The sequence below is a fragment of the Mesorhizobium sp. P2_D1 genome (assembly GCF_056404455.1).
Genome location: NZ_JBFUDZ010000012.1, coordinates 18177 through 42363, shown reverse-complemented (window position 1 = coordinate 42363; position 24187 = coordinate 18177). Strand labels below are relative to the sequence as shown.

Here is a 24187-nt window from a genome sequence, read left to right as displayed (position 1 = left end):
CACAAGTTGACGTTGGGAACGCGTTGCATCTTGCCACAATCGAAGGCTAAGGACGCTCGGCTTCGGCCATTGGAGGGTGAGCGACGATCAAGTCGAGCCCTTTTGAGGAGATGACTGACATGAAGAAGTTTTTGTTTGTTGCCGTCGGCCTGGCGGTGCTAGCCGGTTCGGCGTGCTCGAAAGCGCCCGAGTGCACGGCCGAGATCGCAACCAAGAAAGCGCAGGACATGGCTGCCGCGCTGCAGGAAGCGATCACCAAGGACCCGTCCAAGGCGGCTGACCTGACGGCCAAGGTGCAGGCCGTGACAACCAAATATCAGGGCACCACGACATTGGCCGACGCCTGCAAGGCGTATGACGAGGTGACGGCTGCGATCAAGGGCTAATCGCAGGATCGAAGCGGTTTGAACGAGGCGGCGACCGTTGGGTCGCCGCCTTTTTGCTTTTAGAGATCTATGATTGTTCAGTTTGGCGCGATGGAGCCGACTTCGATGGCATCGACACGCTTCAGGCTCATGCCGATCACCGGCACCAACTGGTCGTCGACACGCACCGCAATGGTCACCGTCATCGAATTGTCGTCAGGGATGCGGGCCTGCATSACRCCGCGCAGYTGGTTGCGGTTGATGGTGAAGACCACCTTGCGGGCATCGACGACATTGCCGCCGATGATGTCGAGGCCGGAGCCGGTAGCGCCGCCCATGAAGCTGCCCTTGTAGCCCTCGCGGCCCTTGCGCTCGATCGTGGCCGACATTTGCTGGGTGAACATGCCGACCCGGCAACCGCCGTCGAGTGTCATGCCGACCTTGCCGTCCGGCGTCGAGCCGGTGAAGCTGCAGTTGAATTTGGTGCCCTTGTACTTGCCGGCGACGATTTCGCCGGGTCCGATCCATTTGCCTTCGGCCGATTGGAAGAACTGCTTGTCCGGCTCCGCGGCGGAAGCCGCTCCGGCAATGCCGACGAGTGCTGTTATCACGGTTGCCAGGGGCAAGACGCTGGACAGAATTACACTTTTCATCGACGACACCCGGCAACAAAGAGGCTGTTTGGAACCCGTCTGACCATGAACAAGATTGGTTAATGCTTCGTCACTGCGGGACCACTGGAAAGCAGTCCGGTAACAATTCCGAAGGTCCAAAAGCTGCAGCCCGGTTCACTTGCCGGATGGAGTCGTTTCGGCATCTTTCCTGGTTGCAAACGATGTCAGCGCCGAGAGGAAATCGCCCAGTCCCGGACGCTTCGCGGCGCTGAAGGGTAGGGGACGCGTAGTCTCCATCGCCGCGATGCCGATGCGCGCCGTCATCATGCCATTGACGACGCCCTCGCCGAGCTTGGCCGAAAGGCGCGCCGCCAGGCCGTGGCCGACGATCTGCTGGACGAAACTGTCGCCGACGGCGATCGAACCGGTGACCGCCAGATGCGCCAGCACGCTGCGCGCAAGGCGGAAGAAGCCGAGCGTTCCCGGCCGCCCACCATAAAGCTCCGACAGGCGGCGAATGAGGCGCCCGGCCTCGAACACGACATAGGCGACATCGACCAGCGCGCGCGGGCTGACCGCCGTCACCAGCGAGACGCGTTTGGCCGCCTCGAGAATCATCACCTTGGCCCTGGCATCGAGGGGGCCGAGAATTTCGGCTTCGGCCAACCGCACCAGATTGCCGCCATCGATGATTTCGCCGCGCAGTTCGGCCAGCGCGCGGCGGCCGGCCGCGGTCTCGGGCTTGGCCGCGACGAAGGCCGACAGCTCGTCGACCACCGATCGTGCCGCCTTGGGATCGTCGCGTGCAATCGCATCGAGCGCCCGCTTCTGCAGCTTTTCGACCTCGGCGAGGCGGGCGATGGCCAGGAGCTCGCGGATCAGGATGACCAGAAGCGCCAGCACGGCAATGGCCGCCATGCCGGCGGCCAGCCAGCCCAGCCATTCGGCACGCGCAAAGAGGTCACGTATGAGCTGATCGGTCCACAGGCCGACAGCCAGCGAAACCAGCACACCAAAGGCGCTGAAGAAGATGCTGCCGAGCAGCGACCGCTTTCTGGGGGCGATCGCCGGCGGCGGTTCGGCGGCAACGATGTCAGGCTCGTCGAAGACATCGACTTCCGCCGGGATGACCATCGCGACATCGGTCTTCATCGCACGGGGCTTCCGCTGGGAGTCAACCTGGACCTGGGCACGGCGTGCCTCAGGCGCCTCTTGTTTCGATTCGGCTTCCGGCTCGATACGGAATGCGGCCGGCTTGCGGGGCGCGGTCATGCCAGATGATCTCCAATCAGGAATTGCAAGGCACGGTCGAGCCGGATATGCGGCAGCGACAGCGTGACACCTTCGGCGGTGCGCTCGAGCTTTGGGGGACGGAAACGGACGAAGCGGATTGCCGGATCCCCGGTATCCTGCTTGTGATCGGACCCCGAAGCATCGAACACCGCATCAATATTCTCCGGTAAATCACCGGGAAATATGGCAGTTTCCGTTTTGCCGTCAAAAGTTTCGCCGTTGATCTTCTCCCCGGCGATCGGCGTGCCGATGATGACGGGAAGTGTCTCCCGGCCCTGCTTGACGGTGCCTTCGCGCGTCGCGCGCACCGCCGCCATGGCGACCACATCGACATCGGCGCCGGTGAAATTCGCGCGGGCCACGGCACGGTCGGCAAGCCGCCGCACGATCGCCTGCAAGCGGTCATGGCTTTCGTGGTGCAGATGGTCGGCCTTGGTCGCGGCAACCAGGATGCGGTCGATGCGCCGTGAAAACAGGTCGGTGAGGAAGCTGCCGCGGCCGGGACGGAAACAACTGAGGATCTCGGTCACCGCGCGCTCCAGGTCGGCCATGGCGCCGGGGCCAGCGTTCAGGGCCTGCATGGCATCGATCAGCACGATCTGACGATCGAGGCGCGTGATGTGTTCGCGGAAGAACGGTTTGACGACATGCGTCTTGTAGGCCTCGTAACGCCTGTCCATCATGGCGTGCAGCGACCCTGGGCGTGCGCGCCTGTCGCCCAGCCCAGGCAGGGGCGCGAAGGTCAGTGCGGGCGAGCCTTCGAGATCGCCAGGCATCAGGAAGCGGCCGGGCGGCAAGGTCGAAAGCGCCCGCTCGTCGAGCTTGCACGCCTTCAGATAGGCGGCGAAGCTTTCGGCCAGGCGGCGCGCCGTCATCTCGTCGGCATCGGCGTTCGGGTCGATCTCCGCCGACAGCGCCCGCCAGGCCTGCGACAGGTCCTCGCGCACCGGCAAAACGGCCATTTCGAAGGCTTCGCCGGAAAAATCGGCGAAGGATTTGCCAAGCAGCGGCAGGTCGAGCAGCCATTCGCCGGGATAGTCGACGATATCGACCGACAGCTTGCCGGAGGAAAACATGCGGCTCCAGCCGGAGGCCGATTCATATTCGATAGTCAGCCGCAATTCGGAAATGGCGCGCGTCGAATCGGGCCATGCGCGATCGTTGACCAGTGCGGCGATGTGGTCCTCGTACTGGAAGCGCGGCACGGCGTCGTCAGGCTGCTGTTCGAGGAAGGCACGGGCGATGCGCCCGGATTTCTGGGCCTCGAACAGCGGCAGGCGCCCGCCATGGATCAGATTGTGGACAAAGGCCGATATGAACACCGTCTTGCCGGCTCGGGACAGGCCCGTGACACCCAATCGCAGCGATGGAGAGAAAAGCCCGGTGGCGCGGCCCGACAGCGTATCGAGGGCAATCCTCGCCTCGTCGGTGAAAGTGGTCAGCGATGATGCCAAAATATGATCTCTCGGGCTTCGGTCCGCCCGATATAGGCTGTGGAACCCGGCTTTGAAATGGCGTCAGAGATCGGCCGGCGTCAGGAACGCTTCGAGATGGCCGGCGCCCTGGGCTGCTTTTGCCAGGTCGCCGTCGAAGCGGACGACCGCCAGGCCCGTGGTCGGGAAACCGTGGTTGAGCGTGGCCCGCGCCGTCTCGTCGCCGTCGCCCGATACCGCCATAGCGAGATCCTCCGTCATCGGGTTGTGGCCGATGACCAGCAACGAACCCGATCCGCCATTGTCGCGGATGAGGCGGAGGTAACCGGCGGCGTCTTCGCTGTAGAGCGTGTCGAAGAACAGGACCCGTCCGGTGTCGGTCTGACCGGCCAGGCCCTCCAGCGTCTCCTTGGCGCGTTTGGCGTTGGAGCAGATGGTCAGGTCCGGAACATAGCAGCGGGACCGCATGGCGGCGCCCATCATTTCGGCATCGGCGCGGCCGGATGCGTCGAGCGGGCGATCGAAATCGCGCATGCCGGGCAGTGCCCAACCGGCCTTGGCATGTCGCAACAGATAAAGCGTGCCCACCCAACCTCCGCTGATGCCGAATGCCGAACTTCCTGGATTAGCCACGAGAAAGCCGCTGCGCACAATGGCCCGTGTTCTTCAAACACAGCGAATCATCGATGTGCGGTGCCGCAAAGGGCGCTTGTGCTTCGGCGCGAAGATCATGCCGGTCTTCGAAAAGCATGTCGCGCGGGATCCAAAGTGTCGAAGCGTAGTTTGGTATCAAAACGACCATCCGCTGCTGCAAAGGCGCCCGCCACCGAACATTAACAATTGCGTGAGACAGCGGCCGATTGCGCTTGTGCAGGCGTCGGACCGCGAATATATAGGCGCCAAAATTGGGGCAGTTTGGGTGAGTCGAATGAACGACATCGTTACCGCCGATTACATACCCTCCGAAGACGAGCCGTTCATGAATGAACGGCAGAAATCCTACTTCCGCCAAAAGCTCGTCACCTGGAAGAATGACATATTGCGCGAAGCGCGCGAAACTCTCGAAATCCTGCAACAGGAAAACGCCAACCACCCCGATCTCGCCGACCGCGCCTCTTCGGAAACCGACCGCGCTATCGAGCTCAGGGCCCGCGACCGTCAGCGCAAGCTCATCGCAAAGATCGATTCCGCCCTGCAGCGCATCGACGAAGGCACTTACGGCTATTGCGAGGAGACTGGCGAGCCGATCGCGCTGAAGCGCCTCGATGCGCGTCCGATCGCGACGTTGTCGATCGAAGCGCAGGAGCGGCATGAGCGTCGCGAAAAGGTCTATCGCGACGACTGACGCATAGCCCTTGGGCTGTGCTCATGACGGTTTTCGGCGATGCTGATATCAAAAATGGCCGGTTTTCCGGCCATTTTTGTTGGCGCGCCCGACCGGCCCAATTCCCCGGCCGGCTGCGCAGGTCAGATTCTGATCATCTCTTCTGGCTGGAGAGTTCGCCCAGAAGCTTCGTCATTTCGTCGTCGAGCGACTGCGGTGCCTTCGCCGCCGGTTTGCTTACCGGGCCGCTCGAACGCGGCTGGTCGAGCGACACTTCGAGTTCCTTCATCAGCTTATCGTCGATGCTGTCCTGCGTTGGCGGCGGTGGCGCCTGCCTGACGGCATTGGCGTTCGCGGATCCATAGGCGGGCAGCGGAGTGACATTGGTCGGCTGCGGCTTCGGTAGCGGTGCCGGTGCCGGCACCGGTGTTGGCGCTGCCTGGCGCGGGCGTGCGGGCGGCGCCGCGTTCACCGGCTGCGGAGCAGGTGCCTGCCTGGCCGGCGGCGGAGGAGCGGATTGAGGTGCACGCGGTTTCGCCGCTGGGGCCGCGGCGGCCGGCACCGGCTGCAAGCCGCCATCTCCGGTCAGCGCCGGACGGCGTGGCGCCGAAAGCCGGATGTCACGTTCGACGACAACGTCGGTCGGACCGCCGATCAGCAGCAGATGTTCGATATCATCGCGGCGTATCAGCACCAGCCGGCGATGGCTGTCGACGGCGGTGGCGTCCATGACGGCCAGCCGCGTCTTGCGGTTCCTGCCGCCGGCAACGAAGGTTCCGAACGTCAGGTTGCGCACAAGCTTGATGATAACGAGAACGATGACCAGCAGGACAAGCGCTGCAAACGTCCACAACAGTGCTGCGGCATAACCGGGGCCCGCCACGCTATCCAGCCATTGCATTGGTTTTCCCTGATTGCCCTGAGGAGGTGATGCGACACTAGACCGTTGCGGCGGGCTACCGCAATGCGTTTCCGCTCTTGATGAACAGCTTGAAAACTCCGAAGGCCGGAAGATATCATTTTTATCCGACATTTGCCGCCCAGGCCTTTTCCGGACCAGGAGAATATGATTCAACCGGTCAAGGGCGGGTGTCGGAACACCGGAATTCACGAGCAGGGGGCACATGGCCAAGGAAGCGCGCGGCGATTTCTATCCGGTACCGATCGTCGACCAGAATACGCGACCGGGCGCGGTTACCCGGCTCATCATTTTCATCGTCGTTCTGACCGGGGCCGCTATTGTCTTCGGCCTTTTCCGCGAGCGCCTGGGCGACCCTTTCCTGCTCGGCATGCTCGGTGTGCTGGCGATGATCGGCGTCGGCTTCCTGTTCGCCACGGCGATCGGCTTCGTGCAGATCACGCCACGCTCGACCGGTGACGAACTCTCAAAGGCATTCGTTGATTCGATGTCGCAGGGCCTTCTCGTCACCGACACCAAGGGCCGCGTCGTCTACGCCAATCGGGCCTATGCCGACATGACCGGCGCGACGTCGGCGGCAGACCTCAAGACGGTCGAGGGGTTGCTCTCGGATGTCCCCGAAGCCTCGGTGACGATCTATCGGCTGGCGTCCGGCCTGCGCGACGGACAGTCGGGCGACGGCGAGTTTCGTCTCGCGCAGTCCATTCGGCCGGGCGCCGAGCCCGGCGCCCGCTGGTATCGGGCGCGTGCCCGCGCCTTCAGAGTTCCAGGCCAGCGGCTGCCGATGCTGGCCTGGCAGCTTGCCGACATCTCGCAGGAGCGGGCCGAGCAGGAGCGTTTCTTCCTCGACCTGCAGAAGGCGATCGATCACCTCGACCATGCGCCAGCCGGCTTCTTTTCAGCCGACCAGGACGGCCGTGTCACCTACATCAACGCCACGCTTGCCGAATGGCTGGGCATCGACCTTACCAGTTTCACGCCCGGCTCCGTCACCCTGCCGGAGATCGTGGCCGGAGACGGCATGGCGCTGGTCCGCTCGGTCAAGGCCGACCCTGGAACGACACGCAACGCGGTCATCGATCTCGACCTGACGACGATGACGGGCGAAGCGCTGCCGGTGCGCTTCATGCACCGCGTTTCGGCCAGCCGCGAAGGCCTCAACGGGCCGACGCGGACGATCGTGCTCAACCGCACGCAGGGCGAGGACGCCTCGGCCGACCTGCGTGCTTCGGAGGTGCGCTTCACCCGCTTCTTCAACTCGACACCGATGGCGATCGCCGGCGTGGACCACAGCGGGCGCATCCTGCGCACCAATGCGCCGTTCCTGTCGCTGTTTTCGTCCGTCGTCGACCGGGACGCGGTGGATCGCCGCGTGCGGCTCGACACGGTGATCCATGAGCGCGACCGGCCGGCCTTCGCCGCGGCCTTCGAGAAGGCGCAGCAGCGGCAGGCCGACATCGAGCCGATCGATACCTTGCTGCCCGGCAACGACGACCGGCACATCCGTTTCTACGTCAACGCGGTCGCCGACGGCACCGGCGGCGAGGGGGCCGAGGAGTCGGCGATCGTCTACGCCGTCGAGACGACGGAGCAGAAGGCGCTCGAAGGGCAGATGGCGCAAAGCCAGAAGATGCAGGCGGTGGGCCAGCTTGCCGGCGGCATCGCGCACGACTTCAACAATGTGCTGACCGCCATCATCATGGCGTCCGACCTTTTGTTGACCAACCACCGTCCGTCGGACCCGTCCTTCCCCGACATCATGAACATCAAGCAGAATGCCAACCGGGCGGCCTCGCTGGTGCGGCAATTGCTGGCCTTCTCGCGCAAGCAGACGCTGCGGCCGGAAGTGCTCAACCTGACCGACGTGCTGGCCGATCTCAGGATGCTGCTGGCACGCCTCGTCGGCAACGACATCAAGCTGAAGGTCGACCATGGCCGCGACCTGTGGCCGGTCAAGGTCGATATCGGGCAGTTCGAACAGGTGGTGGTCAACCTTGCGGTCAACGCGCGCGACGCCATGCCGGCAGGCGGCGATCTCACCGTGCGCACGCGAAATGTGACCGCAGAGGAATGCAAGGCCTTCTCCTACCGTGAGCTCACCCCGGCTGACTATGTCGTGGTCGAAGTCGAGGATACCGGCAGCGGCATCGCGCCAGACGTGCTGAAGAAGATTTTCGAACCCTTCTTCACCACCAAGGAGGTCGGCAAGGGCACCGGGCTTGGTCTGTCGATGGTCTACGGCATCATCAAGCAGACCGGCGGCTTCATCTTCTGCGATTCCGAGGTCGGCAAGGGCTCGACTTTCCGCATTTTCCTGCCGCGTCATATCGCGGAAGCAAAAAAGGCAGGCGAGCCCGGCGATCTGCCGGCGGCACCGGCGAAGGTTGCCGATGCGGCCAAGGATCTGTCAGGCTCGGCCACGGTGCTGCTTGTCGAGGACGAGGACGCCGTGCGCATGGGCGGCATGCGGGCGCTGGTGTCGCGCGGCTATACCGTGCACGAGGCCTCCTCGGGCGTCGAGGCGCTGGAAGTGTTCGAGGCGCTGGGCGGCAAGGTCGACATCGTCGTCTCGGACGTGGTGATGCCTGAAATGGATGGACCGACGCTGCTTGGTGAATTGCGCAAGCGCCAGCCGGACATCAAATTCGTCTTCGTGTCCGGCTACGCCGAGGATGCATTCGCCAGAAACCTGCCGGCGGATGCGCATTTCGGCTTCCTGCCAAAGCCGTTTTCGCTCAAGCAACTGGCGACGATCGTCAAGGATGTGCTGGAGAATTAGAATCTTCTGATGTTCTTTTCCTTGCAAGACGCCGTGACAACGCCATGATTGAGGGCTGAAACGGCAGGCGGGCTTGGGGGAGCAGCGGTTGACGCCACACAACGAAGCAGACAAGGGTGCCTACGCCGACACGGTGTTGTTGCCGGGTGACCCGCAGCGCGCCGAATGGATGGCGCAAACTTTTCTGGAAGCGCCGCGCTGCATCAATCGCCGACGCGGCGCCCTTGGCTTTACCGGACTGTTTCGCGGCAGACCCATCAGCATTCAAGCGACCGGCATCGGCGTCTCGTCGTTTCTGATCTATGTGCATGAATTACTTGACTATTATGGCGCTCGGACGTTGATCCGCACGGGCACCTGCGGCAGCCTGACGGCCAAGGCCAAGCTGCGCAGCCTGGTCATCTCGCAATCGGCACAGGCGGAAAGCGCTCAAAGCGGCCAGGTTTTCGGCCTCTACAAGGCTGTCGCCGGTCCGGATCCAGCACTTCTCAGCTGCGCGCTGACCAAGGCAGCCGAACTTGGCATCGACCATTGTGCCGGCCTGACGGTTTGCAGCGACATCTTCTATCATCCTGAAGGACGCGGCCGCTTTGCCGACGCGCAGGCAGCCGGTGCTCTGGCCGTGGATATGGAAACCAGCGCGCTTTATCGCATCGCGGCCCATTTCGGGGCTCGGGCACTGTCGATGTGCACGGTGGTCGACAACATCGAGACCGATGAACTGACCGACTACTCCGAGCGCCAGGAGCTGTTCAGCGATATGAGCCGGCTGGCTCTTGCTGTCGCGGTCGACAGCTAGGCAGCTTGCCGCTTCGGCATCGCCTGTTCATCCATGCCTGGCCGATGGCCGCGCAAATAGAGCGCGCAGGTGGTGCGCAGCATGGAGGCAAAGTTTGGAATGGCGCCGTTGATCTCGATGGCTTCGTCGTAAAGCTTGGAGATGAATTTCGGCGTCGTCAGGCCTTGGTTTTCGGCGATTTCATCGAGCAACGCCCAGAAGGTCGCCTCAAGCTGGATGCTGGTGGAGTGGCCGTCAATGCGAATCGACCGATTGATCTGGCGATAGCCTTCGGGGTCCTGGCCCGCAAATACCCTGCACATCCGACAAACCTCCCATGCTTGTTGGTCTTGGGCGGGCAGGCGTACGGTCTGATACTGCTCGACCTGTCCCCGTGCGCATTCTCTGGCAAAATTGCCGGAACGGCAATCGGACTTTCGTCCCTGTCCCCTAAAGCGCGTCGCCAGTTCACGGTTTTGGGCGTGGTAACCGGCTGCCACCACCTTTTCCCCGCTCTGCCCATAATTGGCTCCACACAAGGGCGGAGACTGATTTGGCCAAAGCAATTCATTCCATGATCCGGGTTCTCGACGAGGCCCGATCCGTCGATTTCTACAGGAATGCCTTCGGGCTCGATGTTGCCGACAGGCTGGACTTCGAGACGTTCACGCTCATTTACCTCAGCAACGCCGAAACCGGGTTCGAGCTCGAACTGACCGTGAACAAGGGTAGGGTCGAGCCCTACGTGCTCGGCGATGGTTACGGCCACCTCGCGGTCTCGATCGCCGACCTCGACAGCGAACATGATCGCCTCGGCGCGCTCGGCCTCAACCCGAAGAAGATCGTCGAGTTCAACCATGACGGTTCGCCGATCGCCCGCTTCTTTTTCATCGAGGATCCGGACGGCTACAAGATCGAGGTTCTGCAACGAGGAGGCCGCTTCCAATAGGAGACAATGCGGCCGCACCGGCGCGTGCGGCGCCAGCAACGGCGCGCTCAAGCATTTCGCCCAAAAGTGCGCAGCGGTTTTGGGACAACGAGATGCACAAACAAGGTCTTGAAGCACGTCGATTGTGGCGCGCTTCAAGGGGCGCAAATAGCAAGCAGGGAGGAATATTATGGTCACGATCTATGACGGGAAGCCTGGACTTTCACGTCGTGAGCTTCTCAAACGCGGTGGCATTGGTGCGCTGCTCGTCATTTCCGGCAGCGCGGTCATCAGCCCCGAACATGCCTGGGGGCTCGAGACATCCGCGCTCTAGCCCGAAACCATGGCGACGCTGATCCAGATGGCGCGCGACATCTATCCGCATGATCAGGTTCCCGACAAATATTACGCCATCGCCGTGAAAGGCCATGACGAGCAGGCCGGCAAGGACGCCGCCTACAAGACGATGATCGAAGACGGTATCGCCGACCTTGACAAGAAGTCTGGGGACGGAGGCTACCGGGGCCTTGGCTGGGAGGAGCAGCGCGTCGCGGTGCTGAAGCAGATCGAGGCGACGCCGTTCTTCCAGGCCATCCGTGGCGGCCTCGTCGTCAGCCTCTACAACCAGAAAGAGGTCTGGCCGATCTTCGGCTACGAGGGCGAGTCCTTTTCCAAGGGCGGCTACATCGCGCGCGGTTTCAACGACATCGAGTGGCTCTGAGCCCCGTCGTTTTGAACCCGCAAACAGAAATCATGGGAGGAAACCATGGCAACAGCATTTGACCTGAACAACGACGGCGTGGTCGTCATCATCGGCTCGGGCGCCGGCGGCGGTACGCTCGGGAACGAACTTGCCCAGAAGGGTGTCGACGTCGTCATCCTGGAGGCCGGCGCGCGCCACGAATATGAGGAGTTTGTCAACGACGAGTGGGATTCGTTCACCCAGCTCGCCTGGAAGGACAAGCGCACGACCTCCGGTGACTGGCGTGTGGCCAAGGATTTTCCGAACCTGCCGGCCTGGATCGTCAAGTCGGTCGGGGGTTCGACGACCCACTGGGCCGGAGCGTCGCTGCGTTTCCAGGAGCATGAGTTCAAGACGCTGTCGACGTATGGCAAAGTGGAAGGTGCCACCCTGCTCGACTGGCCGATCACGTTGGCCGAGATGGAGCCCTACTATGCCAAGGCCGAAGCCAAGATGGGCGTCACCGGGACCAATGACTGGCCGAGATTGCCGGGCAACAACAATTTCAAGGTGTTGAAGGCTGGCGCCGACAAGCTTGGCTATAAGGAATGCCACACCGGCAACATGGCCATCAACTCGGTCGAGCGCGACGACCGCTTGTCCTGCCAGCAAACCGGATTTTGCTTCCAGGGCTGCAAATGGGGCGCCAAATGGTCGACGCTCTACACCGAGATCCCCAAGGGCGAGGCAACAGGCCATCTCGAGGTCAGGCCGAACGCCATGGCGATCAAGATCAACCATGACGCCTCGGGCAAGGTGACCGGCGTGGTCTACGCCGACAAGGATGGCAAGCTGCAAGAGCAGAAAGCCCGTATCGTCGCAGTCGCCGGCAACTCAATCGAAAGCCCGCGGCTGCTGCTCAATTCGTCGTCGGGCAAATTCCCCGACGGCCTTGCCAACTCATCGGGGCAGGTGGGCAAGAACTACATGCGCCACACCACGGGCTCGGTCTATGCCATCTTCGACAAACCGGTGCACATGTATCGCGGCACCACCATGGCCGGCATCATCCGCGACGAGGCGCGCCATGATCCGTCACGCGGCTTCGTCGGCGGCTACGAGTTCGAGACGCTGTCGCTCGGCCTGCCGTTCATGGCGGCCTTCCTCGATCCAGGGGCCTGGGGCCGCTCGTTCACCACGGCGCTCGACCACTACGACCACATGGCCGGGCTGTGGATCGTCGGCGAGGACATGCCACGCGCGGAGAACCGCATCACGCTGCATGCCGACATGAAGGACGAGCACGGCATGCCGATCGCCGACGTGCATTTCGACGATCACCCGAACGATACCGCGATGCGCAACCATGCCTACAAGCAGGCCTCGGCGCTTTATGCCGCGGTCGGCGCCACGCGCACCTTCCCGACGCCGCCCTATCCGTCGACCCACAATCTCGGCACCAACCGGATGAGCGAGAAGGCGGCAGACGGCGTCGTCAACAAGCATGGCCAGACGCACGACATCAAGAACCTGTTCGTGTCGGACGGCAGCCAGTTCACGACGGGTGCCGCCGAAAACCCGACCTTGACGATCGTGTCGCTGGCGATCCGCCAGGCCGATTACATCGCCGCGCAGATGTCGGCCAAGACGATCTGAGCCGGCAAGAAATCGCCCCGTAACCGGGGCGGTGCCAATTTCAGTGTCCTCCCGGGCCGCAAGGCGGAACGCGCAACGCGCGTTCCGCCTTTTTGTGTGACCAGACTGATTAGGCGCCGACCGGCTGCCCGTCCTTGCGGCGGATGGCGACCACGGACGGGCGGGGCAACTGGCCGTCCTTGAAGTCGGGCCACAGTGTCTGCACTTTGTCGAGCGTCTCGGCGTCCTCGGCCGGGTGCTGGACCGACAGGAACAAGGTCGTGCCGTCGGGGGTAAAGCAAGGGCCGGTCGCTTCGGCGCCATGCGGGCAAGTGAACAGCAGCTTCGGCAGGCCGCGCGCCGGGCCTTCGGTGTCGACGCCGTAGACGCCGTCCGGCAGGTCGAAATCATTGGCACCGTCGGTCGCCACCCAGAGCCGGCCGGCCGGATCGAAGGTGATGTTGTCGGGGCAAACGAACCAGCCATTGTCCGATGTGTCCGGGTGGAAGGTGGCGCCGACCGCGGCGTCCTTTGGGTTGCCGCACAGCACGAACAGATCCCAGGCATATTTGTCGGCGGTATGGTCGGCGTCCACGCCGCGACCGCTTGGCGGGATCAGTTCGACGATGTGGCCCCAGAGGTTTTCCGGACGCGTGTTGGCCGGATTGACCTTCGACTGGTCGCGCTTCTTGTTCTTGGTCATCACCGCATAGACGCGGCCAGTCACCGGATTGGTCTCGATGTCCTCGGGGCGGTCCATCGGCGTGGCACCCAGCGCGTCCGCCGCCAGCCGTGTTTTCAGCAGCACTTCGGCCTGATCGGCAAAGCCGTTTTCAGCCGTAAGCTTGCCCTGGCCGTGAATCAGCGGCAGCCAGGTCATGGAGCCATCGGCGTCGTAGCGCGCAACCGAAAGCACGCCATCGTCCAGCAGGTCGTTGCCGGAGGCCGGTTTGGCCGGATCGTAGGCCTTGTTCGAGACGAAGCGGTACATGTATTCGAAATAATCGTCGTCGCCCATGTAGACGACGACGCGGCCGTCCTTGTTGAGGACAACCGTCGACGCCTCATGCGACATGCGGCCAAGCGCGGTGCGCTTTACCGGCTTGGAATGGGGATCATAGGGGTCGATCTCGACCACCCAGTCGAAACGGTTGGCCTCGTTCGGCTCCTTGTCGATGTTGAAGCGGTCGTGGAAGCGGCCGCGGCCATAGATGTCGGAACCGTCGAAGCCATAACGATCGAGGATGTCCGCGGTCGGCGCCTTCTTCGGATCGCCGCCGAACAGGTCGGAAACACCTTCCTCGCAGGTCAGCACGGTGCCCCACGGGGTGAAGCCGCCGCTGCAATTGTAACTGGTGCCGAGCACTTTCGTGCCGGTGGCATCGGCCGAGGTCTGCATCAAGGCGTGGCCGGTAACCGGGCCGGAGACGGTCATTTCGGTGTTGACGGTGATGCGGCGGTTGAGCGGGCTGTCCTCGACCAACGACCACTTGCCATCCTTCAACAGCACTTCGACGATCGAGTGGCCCATGGCGGCCATGCCGAGATCGACCTGTTCCTTGCTCATCGTCTTGCCGGCGTCATCCTCGGTCATGCCGGGAAACATGACATTGGGCGAGATGTATTCGTTGTTGACGCAGAGCAGGCCGTGGTCGGAATTGACCGTGCCTTTTGGCAGCGGCAGGAAGGCGATGTAGTCACAGTTGTAACCAAAGCGCTTCTCTTGCTCGTCGGCAGCGACTTTGTTGCCGTCGAAATCCGGCAGACCCGCGACGAGCGGGTCGCCCCAGCGTGCCACGATCGTGGTCTCATAGCCCTCTGCGGCGGCGTGGGTCTTGTCGTAGACGCGCTTCAACTCGGGAAAGCCAAGTGTGGAAAGCGCCGCGGCATGTGTTTCTCCGGCAAACAACGAACCGACGAAGCTGCCGCCGGCGATCAAAACACCAGATGCGAGGCTGCCTTTCAGGAGAGTACGGCGCGAGACGCGCTCGGCGATGACGTCGCGAATGACAGGGGAGGATGAAGACGGGGAATTGGCCATTGTGTCTGCCTCTCAAGGTGGATGGTGACGGCGCACCGCTGCCTATCCAGTTTCGGCAACATCCAGATGACATGAGAGAGAGGCAGGCCCGCCGAGGCGGCGGCCATTGCCAGGGAATAACTTACTGGCCGCTTCCTTTGGTGCAGGTCGAGGCGGTGAAGGCGCCGTCGGGCTGCCTCATGATGATGTCGAAGGAGGGCGCACTTTGACCGTCGAGCGTGGCCTGGGTCAGCGACAGCGAGTTGCCGCCAGCGGTATAGCCGCCGAGCGGTCCCAGCCAGGAGATCACGCCGTTTGCATCCATCTGGTAATTGTAGCCCTGCTGGGCGGTCCCGAAGGTGACTGGGCCGCTGTAGACGTTGCCCTTGATGGTGATGTCACCGAGGTCGAGGAACATGCCAAGCAGGTACACTTCGCAGTGGTAGATGCCGTCGGGCATCTTACCGTCGCTGAAGTCGGCTCGGGCAGTGCCGGTCGCTGCCGCCAGAAGCAATATGCCGATAAAAATGCGTGAAATGCCGGATGCCATGACGTCGCTCGTTTGATTGGGCGAGCTTGCCCTATTTCTGCGCCGAGCCGCAACATCCGCCGGCGAAGTCCAAAAACTAGGCACATTGCCAATTTGGGCGAAAATTAGGCAGGCGCCTTGTGCGCTGCGCAAATTTCTCTCAATCAATTTTTAACCGGTCTTCTTTGTTTTCATAAAGCTAATATACCAAGCACCTGATAATGTTTAACTATCACCTATTATTCGGCATCTCCTGAGCGATTGGCACGGGGGTTGCATTGCATTGTTGCGGTGCAATCAACCAGCCTGGGAGTGTTAGGCATGAGGGGTAATTTCTCGACAATAACAAAAATGTTTTCGGCGAGCGTCGTTGCCGGCCTGTTGATGTCCATGCCTGCCAGGGCGGCCGACGACACGATCAAGGTCGGCATTCTCCATTCGCTGTCGGGGACCATGGCGATTTCGGAGACGACGCTGAAGGACGCCATGCTGATGCTTATCGACGAGCAGAACGCCAAAGGTGGCCTGCTTGGCAAGAAGCTCGAAGCCGTGGTCGTCGATCCGGCTTCCAATTGGCCGCTGTTCGCCGAAAAGGCGCGCGAGCTGATCTCCAAGGACAAGGTCGCCGCGGTGTTCGGCTGCTGGACCTCGGTGTCGCGCAAATCGGTGCTGCCGGTGTTCTCAGAGCTCGACAACATCCTGTTCTATCCCGTCCAGTATGAGGGCGAGGAGAGCGAGCGCAACGTGTTCTACACAGGTGCGGCGCCGAACCAGCAGGCCATTCCGGCTGTCGACTATCTGATGAGCGAGGATGGCGGTTCGGTGAAGCGCTGGGTGCTTGAAGGCACCGACTACGTTTATCCGCGCACCACCAACAAGATCCTTGAGGCCTATCTGAAGGCCAAGGGCGTCGCGGCGGAAGACATCATGGTCAACTACACGCCGTTCGGCTTCTCCGACTGGCAGACCGAAGTTTCCGCAATCAAGAAATTCGGTTCGGCCGGCAAGAAGACCGCCGTCGTCTCGACGGTCAATGGCGACGCCAACGTGCCGTTCTACAAGGAGCTCGGCAACCAGGGCATCAAGGCCGAGGACATTCCGGTCATGGCCTTCTCGGTCGGCGAAGAAGAGCTTGCCGGTCTCGACACGGCGCCGCTGGTCGGCCATCTCGCCGCCTGGAACTACTTTGAGAGCGTCGATACGCCCGAGAACAAGAAATTCATCGCCGACTGGCACAAGTTCATCAAGAACGACAAGCGCACCACCAACGACCCGATGGAAGCCCATTATATCGGCTTCAACATGTGGGTGAAGGCGGTCGAGAAGGCTGGCACCACCGATCCGGACAAGGTCATTGACGCCATGATCGGCGTTTCGGTGCCCAACCTGACCGGCGGCTATTCGACGATGATGCCGAACCACCACATCACCAAGCCGGTGCTGATTGGCGAAATCCAGGCTGACGGCCAGTTCGAGACGGTTTCGCGCACGCCGGGCCTGGTGATGGGCGACGAATGGTCCGACTACCTGCCCGACTCCAAGGACCTCATCTCCGATTGGCGCGCGCCTCTGTCTTGCGGCAACTTCAACGTCGCCACCGGCAAGTGCGGCGGCAAGGGTACGAACTGATCCTCCCGGGCTGACCAGGTCTGGACCGCAGGTCCATGACCTCAGACCGCAGCGTCCGGATGGTTTCCTCCGCCGTCCGGACGCCCAATTCAACGTTCAAGGGTCGCCTGAAGCCGATGAACCTGTTGCGCGCGATTGGCCTGACGCTTTTGTTCCTGCTGGCGACGCTGTCGTCGTCGGGTGCTGGCGAAGCCGATCTGCGTGGCATCATCGCCAAATTCGCGACGGCCAAGGGTTTTTCCGAGACAGGCGCTGTCGTCCACGACCTGGCGGCCACAGGTGATCCGGCTGTCGAACGACCGCTCGCGGCACTTGCCGACGGCAACCTCTACATCCGCAAGGCCGATTCACTGGTCTTCGTCGGCAAGGAAGCGGGCGACAGCGTCGAGCTGTTCGACCCGCTGAGCGGCGAGAAATCGGCGGATGCCGCCAAGGACGGCATCACCAAGATCAAGGTCAACAACACGCTGCGCCGCGTCATACGCGATGCGCTGGGCACGCTGACGCTCGGCGCCAAGGATCCGGCCGTGCGCATCGCCGCTGCCGACACCATGTTCAAGACACCCGATGCCGCAAACATCGGGCCGCTCGACACCGCGATCGCCAGCGAGACGGTGGCCAGCGTCAAGGCCCTGCTCGAACAGGCCCGTGCCGCCTCTGTCCTGGTTTCTGACCGGCCGGATGCCGACAAGCTCGCCGCCATCGCGCTGATCGGCGCACGGGGCGACCGTGATGCGGTTTCGCTGCTCACCTCGGTCGAGGAGAACGCCTCGGCTGCGGGCAAGGAGGCGACGACGGCCGCAATCGCCGACATCAATTCGACGCTGGCCTTCTGGGATGCCGGCCAGAACATCTGGTACGGGATTTCGCTGGGCTCGGTGCTGCTGCTGGCGGCAATCGGGCTTGCCATCACCTTCGGCGTCATGGGCGTCATCAACATGGCGCATGGCGAGATGGTCATGCTCGGCGCCTACACGACCTTTGTCGTCCAGCAGGTGATCCGCACATCCTTTCCCGACCTGTTCGACTGGTCGCTCGTCATCGCGCTGCCGCTCGCCTTCCTCGTCGCGGCGCTTGTCGGCTTGGCCATCGAACGTGGCGTTATCCGCTTTCTCTACGGGCGGCCGCTGGAGACACTGCTGGCGACATGGGGCGTGTCGCTGATCCTGCAGCAGGCCGTGCGCAGCATTTTCGGGCCGACCAACCAGGAAGTAGGCAATCCCTCCTGGATGTCGGGCTCGTTCAATGTCGGCCAGCTCGCGATCACCTGGAACCGCCTCTGGATCCTGGTTTTCGCGCTCTCCGTCTTTGCCGTGCTGCTCTATGTGATGAAGCGCACGCCCTGGGGGTTGCAGATGCGCGCCGTCACCGCCAACCGGCGCATGGCCGCCTCGATGGGCATCAGGACGCCATGGGTCGACGCGCTGACCTTCGCGCTGGGTTCCGGTATTGCCGGCATCGCCGGTGTTGCGCTCAGCCAGATCGACAATGTCTCGCCCAATCTCGGCCGCGGCTACATCATCGACAGTTTCATGGTCGTCGTCTTCGGCGGCGTCGGCAATCTGTGGGGCACGCTGGTCGGCGCCTTCTCGCTCGGCATCGTCAACAAGTTCCTCGAGCCCTATGCCGGCGCGGTGCTCGGCAAGATCGTCGTGCTGGTGCTGATCATCCTGTTCATCCAGAAGCGCCCGCGCGGCCTGTTCGCGCTCAAGGGCAGGGCGGTGGAAGCATGATCACCGGACGCTTCTTCGCCGCGGGGGCGGACCGCCGCATCGCGATCACGATTCTCATCCTGCTGGCGGTGGCCGTCATCGTGCCGCTGCTAAACCTGGCTGTGTCGCCGACCAGCGGCTTCTACGTGCCGTCCTACATTGTCGCGCTGACCGGCAAATATCTCTGCTATGCGCTGCTCGCTTTGGCGCTCGACCTTGTCTGGGGCTATTGCGGCATTCTCTCGCTCGGCCACGGTGCGTTCTTCGCGCTCGGCGGCTATGCGATGGGCATGTACCTGATGCGCCAGATCGGCGCGCGCGGCGTCTACGGCAACCCCATCCTGCCGGACTTCATGGTGTTCCTGAACTACAGGGAATTGCCCTGGTTCTGGACGGGTTTCGACCATTTTTGGTTCGCCGGGCTCATGGTGCTGGCGATACCTGGCCTGCTCGCCTTCGTCTTCGGCTGGTTCGCCTTCCGCAGCCGTGTCACCGGTGTCTACCTCTCCATCATCACCCAAGCGATGACCTATGCGCTGCTGCTCGCCTTCTTCCGCAACGACATGGGTTTCGGCGGCAACAACGGCCTGACCGATTTCAAGGATATTCTCGGCTTCAACGTGCAGGCCGACGCGACGCGTTCAGCGCTGTTCGCCGCCAGCGCGGTGACGCTCGCGCTCGCCGTCTTCGTCACCTGGGCGATCGTCGGATCCAAATACGGCAAGCTCCTGATGGCGGTGCGCGACGCCGAGAGCCGCACGCGCTTCCTCGGCTGGCGGGCGGAGAATGTGAAGCTGTTCGCCTTCACCGTCTCGGCGGTCATGGCCGGCATCGCCGGCGCGCTCTATGTGCCGCAAGTCGGCATCATCAATCCCGGCGAGTTTGAACCGTCCAATTCGATCGAGGTGGTGATCTGGGCTGCCGTCGGCGGGCGCGGCACCATTGTCGGGCCGATCATCGGCGCGCTGCTGGTCAATGCCGGCAAATCCTGGTTCACCGGCGTGTTGCCGGAATTCTGGCTGTTTGCGCTCGGCGGCCTGTTCGTCGCAGTCACTCTTTTGTTGCCCAAAGGCATCGTCGGCATGTGGGATTCCTGGCGCGGCAACGCCAAGGCGCTGCGGGCGGCCTCGCTGGCCGAAGAGGCCGGCACCGACTCCGTCGTCCCATCGCCGCAGAAGATCGTTCGTAGCGCGGCGACAAGGCCTGGCGACTGGTCCTCGTCCAGCCCCGAACCACAGCCGGCGGAGTGAGCGATCATGAGCAAGTCGCACACGATCCTCTATCTCGACGGCGTCTCGGTTTCCTTCGACGGCTTTCGCGCCATCAACAATTTGTCGCTGGTGCTCGACAAGGGCGAGATGCGCGCCATCATCGGCCCCAACGGGGCCGGCAAGACGACGATGATGGACATTGTCACCGGCAAGACACGGCCCGACGAGGGAGAGGTTTTCTTCGACGGCCAGATCGACCTGACCAGGCATGATGAAGCCGAGATCGCCATGATGGGCATCGGCCGCAAGTTCCAGAAGCCGACGGTCTTCGAAAACCACACGATCGAGGAGAATCTGATGTTGGCGTTGAAGGGGCCGCGCTCGATCTTCCCGGCGCTGTTCCATCGCCGCTCGGCCGCCGAAGCGCGGCAGATCGACGACATTCTCGGCATCATCCGGCTCGGCGACAAACGCGACCAGCTGGCGGCAAATTTGAGCCATGGACAAAAGCAGTGGCTGGAGATCGGCATGCTGCTCGCGCAGGACCCGAAGCTGCTGCTGGTCGACGAGCCGGTCGCCGGCATGACCGATGCAGAGACCGAGGAAACCGCGCGGCTGCTCAAGGAGATCGCGCGCGACCATTCGGTCATCGTCGTCGAGCACGACATGCATTTCGTGCGCGAACTGGGCGTCAAGGTCACCTGCCTGCACGAAGGCTCGGTGCTGTCCGAAGGCACGCTCGATTTCGTGTCTGCCGACGAGCGCGTCGTCGAAGTCTATCTGGGGAGATGAGCATGGTCTGGCGGGTTCAATTCCATCGCTTCGATCTGTCCTTCCTGCGGTTCTGGAGAAGGCGCTGACATGCTCGAAGTTTCCGATGCCACGCTGCACTACGGCGCCGCCCAGGCGCTGCGTGGCGTGTCGCTGAAGGCCGGCGCCGGCAAGATCACCTGCGTGCTCGGCCGCAACGGCGTCGGCAAGACCAGTTTGATGAGATCGATCGTCGGCCACCATCGGCTGACGAGCGGAAGCGTTGCCTTCGAGGGGAAGGCGCTCGACCGGAGCGCGGCGTATGACCGCGCCCGGTCGGGCATCGCATTCGTACCGCAGGGCAGGGAGATCTTTCCGCTGCTCACGGTGCGGGAAAACCTGGAATCGGGCTTTGCGCCGCTGAAGCGTGGCGACCGCAACGTGCCGGCCCATGTCTTCGAGTTGTTCCCGGTGCTGAAGCAGATGCTGGGTCGCCGTGGCGGCGACCTTTCCGGTGGCCAGCAGCAGCAGCTGGCCATAGGCAGGGCGCTGGTGATGCGGCCGAAGCTGCTGGTGCTCGACGAACCGACGGAAGGCATCCAGCCGTCGATCATCAAGGATATAGGCCGCGCCATCCGCTATCTGCGCGACCAGGCGGGCATCGCCGTGCTTCTGGTCGAACAATATCTCGATTTCTGCCGCGAGCTTGCCGACGAGGTCAACATCATGGACCGCGGCCTGATCGTCCACACCGGCCCGGCGGAAGATCTCGACAGGGCGGATGTCCGCAAATTCCTGACCGTCTAGAGCGCGTCGCATCCAGGCGGATTCAAACGACGCGCTTTAGATCTGTGGTTTTGTCCATGTCGTTGTCCCAAAACCGCTGCGCACTTTTGGGCGACATGGACTAGAATCAGCAATGGACTTCTGGTGACGGTCCGAAGTCTTTCGCAAGTCCAATATTTCTTCGATCCAGTCATCCGTGTCTCTGGCGCGCCGGCGGCTGCGTGCTAGTCTTTTCTTGGCTTTTGTGAGTCGGCCGTTTCCGTATCAGTCTGGTGTTATCGCAGATCGAGGGGCGCGGCGAAGGCCGGGCAAGTTCCACGCAAGCATGCATTCCTAGCTTCCCTCCTGCGATCTGATTGTCGTTCAACGCGTTTGGGCACACAGGCTAAGGGACTGCCATGGAACGTTACGTCGAGGATTATCAGAAGCGCCGGCTAACCGAACGCGTCGATATCATCACCGCGATCAACATATTGAGGTCCCAGGGGTACGATCGCGACGAACTGATCGAGGAAATCACCAAGGTCTTCTATGTCGATCTCGATGCTTTCAACGAAATCGTCATGGCGGCATAAGGCTGGCTTCACTCACGATCGTCTTGCCGAAACAGGCAAGGCTGTCCCGACGATACGGTCGACATATCAGGATCGCAGTTAACCCACGCGCCGGAGTGGCGAGGCGGTGACGCGGTTGCGGCCGCCGCGCTTGGCGGCGTAGAGCGCCTTGTCGGCGGCGCTGAGCACCTTGTCGAAGCTGAGGCCCTCCTTGGTGCCGAAAGCAAATCCGGCACTGACCGTGCATGTCAGCGAACCCGTCTCGGTTTCGATGCGGCACGCGGCGAAGGCGGCCCGTATGGCCTCGGCCGTGGCCTCCGCCGTTTCGGGTAAGGTCCGCTTCAGAACCAGCGCGAACTCCTCGCCGCCCATGCGCGCGGCGACGTCGGTCGGGCGAAGATTGCCGGCGAGTTCCCTCGCGAACACCCTCAGCACCTCGTCGCCAGCCGCGTGGCCGAATTCGTCGTTGATGGCCTTGAAGCCGTCGAGGTCGAACACAACCACAGCGGTGAAGGCGCCGACCGGGGCACTGCCATGCTGGTCGAACAGCGCGCGCCGGTTGAGCAGGCCCGTCAAGGGATCGGTCAGGGCGTTGTGGCGGTGATGCCTGGCCAGACGCCCTTGATTGAGCGCCAGCGACAGCGCGCCAATGCCGGTCATGCTGGCGATGACGATGATGAGGCTCAACTCCTCTGCCCAATTGCTTGGTGCATGCCCAAGGATCAGCTTTCCGTCCCAAGCGAGAACCATGGCGCAGAGGGCGAAGGACGTGGCCGTGGCCGAATAGAGTGCGGTGATCCCGATTGTCAGGGCAGGGGCTTCGTTGCGACCCTTCCAGTATTCGAGCGCCGTTGCGAACAGAAGCAAGGCAGCAAACAGGTTCTCCAGCATGAAGCCGAGACCGTCATAGCCGAGAGCCATGGCAGGCAGTACGACGGCCAGCGAAATGCTGCCAACCACCGTTCGCGGGATCGGCGAGCCGCCGGTTCGGAACTGGTAGGCCGCGCCCAGCATGGCTGAAAAACCAAGCAGGAGCAGGGCAACTGTTGCAATGCCGAGCACGCGCCCGGGCATGTCGATATAGGCGTCATAGGCAAAAATGTCGGCGACCACCAACAGCAGGCTGACCGCCCATGTCAGCAGGAATTTCTCCGAGCGAGCAGTCAACCACATACCAAACAGTGTCAGGCTCAGGCAGGTGGCGGAAAAACCAACAGCCAGCAGAAGTGAAGTGTAGTCGAGCGACATGCCCTCGTTCCTTGCCGGCGGCGATCCCAGCTCTGCGGCTTGGCCAGGCTGGATTCATGCAGCAAGGAGGTATCGATAAGGTTACGAATGTGCCGAAATTGCTTCGATCGGCCGCCTTGCTGCGCCAAAAACGCATAGGAGAGGCGCTTGGCGTGAAAGTCTTATGCCGATGTTCTTAGTCGGCCACCCGCTTCAACAGCGCCATGGCGCCGAACGGCGCGCGCACCTTGCCCTCGGTGATGAAGTAGACGAACACGTCGCGCGGTTTGACGGGTGCTTCGGTCGAGGGATCGGTGCGCGGCAGGTCGGCCGGCACCTTGCCTTCCGCCCAGGTCTTGGCGCGCGCGGCCCATTCATCCAGGCCTGCCGGCGTGTAGCAATCGGGATTGTCGTCGCTGCCGGTCTGCAGCCGGGCATAGATGAAATCGCCGGTGACGTCGGCGATGGCCGGATATTTAGCGTGGTCGGCATAGACGATCGCCGCCTTGTATTTGCGCACCAGCGCTGCGAATTCCGGCACCATGAAACTGTCGTTGCGCACCTCGACCGCGTGGCGCAGCCCAACGCCGTCCTGCTTTTCCGGGAGCAGCTTGAGGAAGGCTTCGAAATCGTCCGGGTCGAACTTTTTCGTCGGCGCGAACTGCCACAGGATCGGTCCGAGCTTTTCACCGAGCGCCGCCACGCCCGAGCCGAGGAAGCGCATCATCGATTCACCGGCCTGGCCGAGCACGCGCCGGTTGGTGACGAAGCGGTTGCCCTTGAGCGAATAGACGAAACCGTCTGGCGCTTCGCTCGCCCATTTGACGAAGGTCGGTTCCTTGAAGCTGGAATAATAGGTGCCGTTGACCTCGATGCTCGACACCTGCCTGCTGGCAAATTGCAGTTGCTTGGCCTTGGAGAGCTTTTCGGGATAAAAGGACGTATCCCAGGGTTCGAACGTCCAGCCGCCCATGCCGGAGCGGATTGTTCCCGATTTGCTCATTGCCATCCTCCCGAAT

At 62.5% G+C, this 24187-nt stretch carries 22 protein-coding genes and 1 pseudogene; 13 read left to right on the top strand and 10 right to left on the bottom strand.

Features of this window, described 5'->3' with window-relative positions:
* Window positions 1-119: 119 nt before the first annotated feature.
* Entirely contained in the window at window positions 120-386 is a 267-nt protein-coding gene (locus AC1D0I_RS11620) for a hypothetical protein (RefSeq protein WP_095085087.1), read from the top strand.
* A gap of 77 nt (window positions 387-463) precedes the next feature.
* On the opposite strand, the gene AC1D0I_RS11615 is transcribed toward AC1D0I_RS11620, so the two are convergent.
* From AC1D0I_RS11615 to AC1D0I_RS11600, 4 genes are all read right to left on the bottom strand, one after another.
* Entirely contained in the window at window positions 464-1018 is a 555-nt protein-coding gene (locus AC1D0I_RS11615) for a hypothetical protein (RefSeq protein ID WP_477395189.1), read from the bottom strand.
* Window positions 1019-1153: 135 nt separating this feature from the next.
* Complete coding sequence (locus AC1D0I_RS11610) at window positions 1154-2251, bottom strand: YcjF family protein (RefSeq protein ID WP_477395187.1); 1098 nt, start codon at window positions 2249-2251, stop codon at window positions 1154-1156.
* Complete coding sequence (locus AC1D0I_RS11605; protein ID WP_477395185.1) at window positions 2248-3726, bottom strand: YcjX family GTP-binding protein; 1479 nt, start codon at window positions 3724-3726, stop codon at window positions 2248-2250. The genes AC1D0I_RS11610 and AC1D0I_RS11605 overlap by 4 nt, the downstream gene beginning before the upstream one ends.
* Window positions 3727-3789: 63 nt before the next feature.
* Window positions 3790-4293, bottom strand: a complete 504-nt coding sequence (locus tag AC1D0I_RS11600; protein WP_477395183.1) for a SixA phosphatase family protein — start codon at window positions 4291-4293, stop codon at window positions 3790-3792.
* 340 nt (window positions 4294-4633) lie between these two features.
* Between AC1D0I_RS11600 and dksA the strand changes: the two genes are divergently transcribed.
* Entirely contained in the window at window positions 4634-5050 is a 417-nt protein-coding gene (dksA, locus tag AC1D0I_RS11595) for an RNA polymerase-binding protein DksA (RefSeq protein ID WP_095085082.1), read from the top strand.
* 133 nt (window positions 5051-5183) lie between these two features.
* Here dksA and AC1D0I_RS11590 read toward each other — a convergent pair whose 3' ends face one another.
* The gene (locus AC1D0I_RS11590; RefSeq protein ID WP_477395181.1) at window positions 5184-5930 is read right to left on the bottom strand and encodes a hypothetical protein; all 747 of its coding nucleotides are present in this window, start codon (window positions 5928-5930) and stop codon (window positions 5184-5186) included.
* A 223-nt stretch (window positions 5931-6153) separates the two neighbouring features.
* Here AC1D0I_RS11590 and cckA point away from each other — a divergent pair, with 223 nt between their 5' ends.
* Both cckA and AC1D0I_RS11580 read left to right on the top strand, forming a co-directional pair.
* The gene (gene cckA / locus AC1D0I_RS11585; protein ID WP_477395179.1) at window positions 6154-8727 is read left to right on the top strand and encodes a cell cycle histidine kinase CckA; all 2574 of its coding nucleotides are present in this window, start codon (window positions 6154-6156) and stop codon (window positions 8725-8727) included.
* An 88-nt stretch (window positions 8728-8815) separates the two neighbouring features.
* A complete protein-coding gene (locus AC1D0I_RS11580) occupies window positions 8816-9526 on the top strand; it encodes a purine-nucleoside phosphorylase (RefSeq protein ID WP_457150759.1) in 711 nt (236 codons plus the stop codon).
* On the opposite strand, the gene AC1D0I_RS11575 is transcribed toward AC1D0I_RS11580, so the two are convergent.
* Window positions 9523-9828 carry a ribbon-helix-helix domain-containing protein gene (locus tag AC1D0I_RS11575; RefSeq protein ID WP_457150773.1) on the bottom strand — a complete coding sequence of 102 codons (306 nt, stop codon included), beginning with the start codon at window positions 9826-9828 and terminating at the stop codon, window positions 9523-9525. The genes AC1D0I_RS11580 and AC1D0I_RS11575 overlap by 4 nt on opposite strands.
* A gap of 230 nt (window positions 9829-10058) precedes the next feature.
* On the opposite strand from AC1D0I_RS11575, the gene AC1D0I_RS11570 reads away from it, so the two are divergent.
* The 3 genes and pseudogenes from AC1D0I_RS11570 to AC1D0I_RS11560 all read left to right on the top strand — a co-directional run bounded on the left by AC1D0I_RS11570 (window position 10059) and on the right by AC1D0I_RS11560 (window position 12771).
* Entirely contained in the window at window positions 10059-10454 is a 396-nt protein-coding gene (locus AC1D0I_RS11570) for a VOC family protein (RefSeq protein WP_095085077.1), read from the top strand.
* A 169-nt stretch (window positions 10455-10623) separates the two neighbouring features.
* Window positions 10624-11154 (top strand): annotated as a pseudogene (locus AC1D0I_RS11565) (gluconate 2-dehydrogenase subunit 3 family protein).
* A 45-nt stretch (window positions 11155-11199) separates the two neighbouring features.
* On the top strand, window positions 11200-12771 hold the full coding sequence (locus AC1D0I_RS11560; protein WP_457150758.1) for a GMC family oxidoreductase: 1572 nt from the start codon (window positions 11200-11202) through the stop codon (window positions 12769-12771).
* Between the two features lie 109 nt (window positions 12772-12880).
* Here AC1D0I_RS11560 and AC1D0I_RS11555 read toward each other — a convergent pair whose 3' ends face one another.
* Window positions 12881-14791 carry a PhoX family protein gene (locus AC1D0I_RS11555; protein WP_477395178.1) on the bottom strand — a complete coding sequence of 637 codons (1911 nt, stop codon included), beginning with the start codon at window positions 14789-14791 and terminating at the stop codon, window positions 12881-12883.
* A 121-nt stretch (window positions 14792-14912) separates the two neighbouring features.
* Window positions 14913-15320, bottom strand: coding sequence for a hypothetical protein (locus AC1D0I_RS11550; RefSeq protein ID WP_095085151.1), 408 nt, complete (start codon window positions 15318-15320; stop codon window positions 14913-14915).
* Window positions 15321-15620: 300 nt separating this feature from the next.
* On the opposite strand from AC1D0I_RS11550, the gene urtA reads away from it, so the two are divergent.
* The 6 genes from urtA (at window position 15621) to AC1D0I_RS11520 (ending at window position 21962) form a co-directional block, all read left to right on the top strand.
* A complete protein-coding gene (gene urtA / locus AC1D0I_RS11545; RefSeq protein ID WP_477395176.1) occupies window positions 15621-16928 on the top strand; it encodes an urea ABC transporter substrate-binding protein in 1308 nt (435 codons plus the stop codon).
* 116 nt (window positions 16929-17044) lie between these two features.
* Window positions 17045-18661 carry an urea ABC transporter permease subunit UrtB gene (gene urtB, locus AC1D0I_RS11540; protein WP_477395271.1) on the top strand — a complete coding sequence of 539 codons (1617 nt, stop codon included), beginning with the start codon at window positions 17045-17047 and terminating at the stop codon, window positions 18659-18661.
* Entirely contained in the window at window positions 18658-19890 is a 1233-nt protein-coding gene (gene urtC, locus AC1D0I_RS11535; protein WP_477395174.1) for an urea ABC transporter permease subunit UrtC, read from the top strand. The genes urtB and urtC overlap by 4 nt, the downstream gene beginning before the upstream one ends.
* Window positions 19891-19896: 6 nt before the next feature.
* Complete coding sequence (gene urtD, locus AC1D0I_RS11530) at window positions 19897-20643, top strand: urea ABC transporter ATP-binding protein UrtD (RefSeq protein WP_095085071.1); 747 nt, start codon at window positions 19897-19899, stop codon at window positions 20641-20643.
* A 69-nt stretch (window positions 20644-20712) separates the two neighbouring features.
* On the top strand, window positions 20713-21408 hold the full coding sequence (urtE, locus tag AC1D0I_RS11525; protein WP_095085070.1) for an urea ABC transporter ATP-binding subunit UrtE: 696 nt from the start codon (window positions 20713-20715) through the stop codon (window positions 21406-21408).
* Between the two features lie 377 nt (window positions 21409-21785).
* The gene (locus AC1D0I_RS11520) at window positions 21786-21962 is read left to right on the top strand and encodes a hypothetical protein (RefSeq protein ID WP_111546440.1); all 177 of its coding nucleotides are present in this window, start codon (window positions 21786-21788) and stop codon (window positions 21960-21962) included.
* A 78-nt stretch (window positions 21963-22040) separates the two neighbouring features.
* On the opposite strand, the gene AC1D0I_RS11515 is transcribed toward AC1D0I_RS11520, so the two are convergent.
* On the bottom strand, window positions 22041-23189 hold the full coding sequence (locus AC1D0I_RS11515; RefSeq protein ID WP_477395172.1) for a GGDEF domain-containing protein: 1149 nt from the start codon (window positions 23187-23189) through the stop codon (window positions 22041-22043).
* A 175-nt stretch (window positions 23190-23364) separates the two neighbouring features.
* Window positions 23365-24171 carry a DUF72 domain-containing protein gene (locus tag AC1D0I_RS11510; RefSeq protein WP_477395170.1) on the bottom strand — a complete coding sequence of 269 codons (807 nt, stop codon included), beginning with the start codon at window positions 24169-24171 and terminating at the stop codon, window positions 23365-23367.
* Between the last annotated feature and the right edge of the window lie 16 nt (window positions 24172-24187).

Bases quoted from the DNA above. Each gene is read 5' to 3' on its own strand.
- AC1D0I_RS11620 (WP_095085087.1), top strand. From the start codon at position 120: ATGAAGAAGTTTTTGTTTGTTGCCGTCGGCCTGGCGGTGCTAGCCGGT.
- AC1D0I_RS11610 (WP_477395187.1), bottom strand. From the start codon at position 2,251: ATGACCGCGCCCCGCAAGCCGGCCGCATTCCGTATCGAGCCGGAAGCC.
- dksA (WP_095085082.1), top strand. From the start codon at position 4,634: ATGAACGACATCGTTACCGCCGATTACATACCCTCCGAAGACGAGCCG.
- AC1D0I_RS11590 (WP_477395181.1), bottom strand. From the start codon at position 5,930: ATGCAATGGCTGGATAGCGTGGCGGGCCCCGGTTATGCCGCAGCACTG.
- cckA (WP_477395179.1), top strand. From the start codon at position 6,154: ATGGCCAAGGAAGCGCGCGGCGATTTCTATCCGGTACCGATCGTCGAC.
- AC1D0I_RS11575 (WP_457150773.1), bottom strand. From the start codon at position 9,828: ATGTGCAGGGTATTTGCGGGCCAGGACCCCGAAGGCTATCGCCAGATC.
- AC1D0I_RS11560 (WP_457150758.1), top strand. From the start codon at position 11,200: ATGGCAACAGCATTTGACCTGAACAACGACGGCGTGGTCGTCATCATC.
- AC1D0I_RS11555 (WP_477395178.1), bottom strand. From the start codon at position 14,791: ATGGCCAATTCCCCGTCTTCATCCTCCCCTGTCATTCGCGACGTCATC.
- AC1D0I_RS11550 (WP_095085151.1), bottom strand. From the start codon at position 15,320: ATGGCATCCGGCATTTCACGCATTTTTATCGGCATATTGCTTCTGGCG.
- urtA (WP_477395176.1), top strand. From the start codon at position 15,621: ATGAGGGGTAATTTCTCGACAATAACAAAAATGTTTTCGGCGAGCGTC.
- urtB (WP_477395271.1), top strand. From the start codon at position 17,045: ATGAACCTGTTGCGCGCGATTGGCCTGACGCTTTTGTTCCTGCTGGCG.
- urtC (WP_477395174.1), top strand. From the start codon at position 18,658: ATGATCACCGGACGCTTCTTCGCCGCGGGGGCGGACCGCCGCATCGCG.
- urtD (WP_095085071.1), top strand. From the start codon at position 19,897: ATGAGCAAGTCGCACACGATCCTCTATCTCGACGGCGTCTCGGTTTCC.
- urtE (WP_095085070.1), top strand. From the start codon at position 20,713: ATGCTCGAAGTTTCCGATGCCACGCTGCACTACGGCGCCGCCCAGGCG.
- AC1D0I_RS11520 (WP_111546440.1), top strand. From the start codon at position 21,786: ATGGAACGTTACGTCGAGGATTATCAGAAGCGCCGGCTAACCGAACGC.
- AC1D0I_RS11515 (WP_477395172.1), bottom strand. From the start codon at position 23,189: ATGTCGCTCGACTACACTTCACTTCTGCTGGCTGTTGGTTTTTCCGCC.
- AC1D0I_RS11510 (WP_477395170.1), bottom strand. From the start codon at position 24,171: ATGAGCAAATCGGGAACAATCCGCTCCGGCATGGGCGGCTGGACGTTC.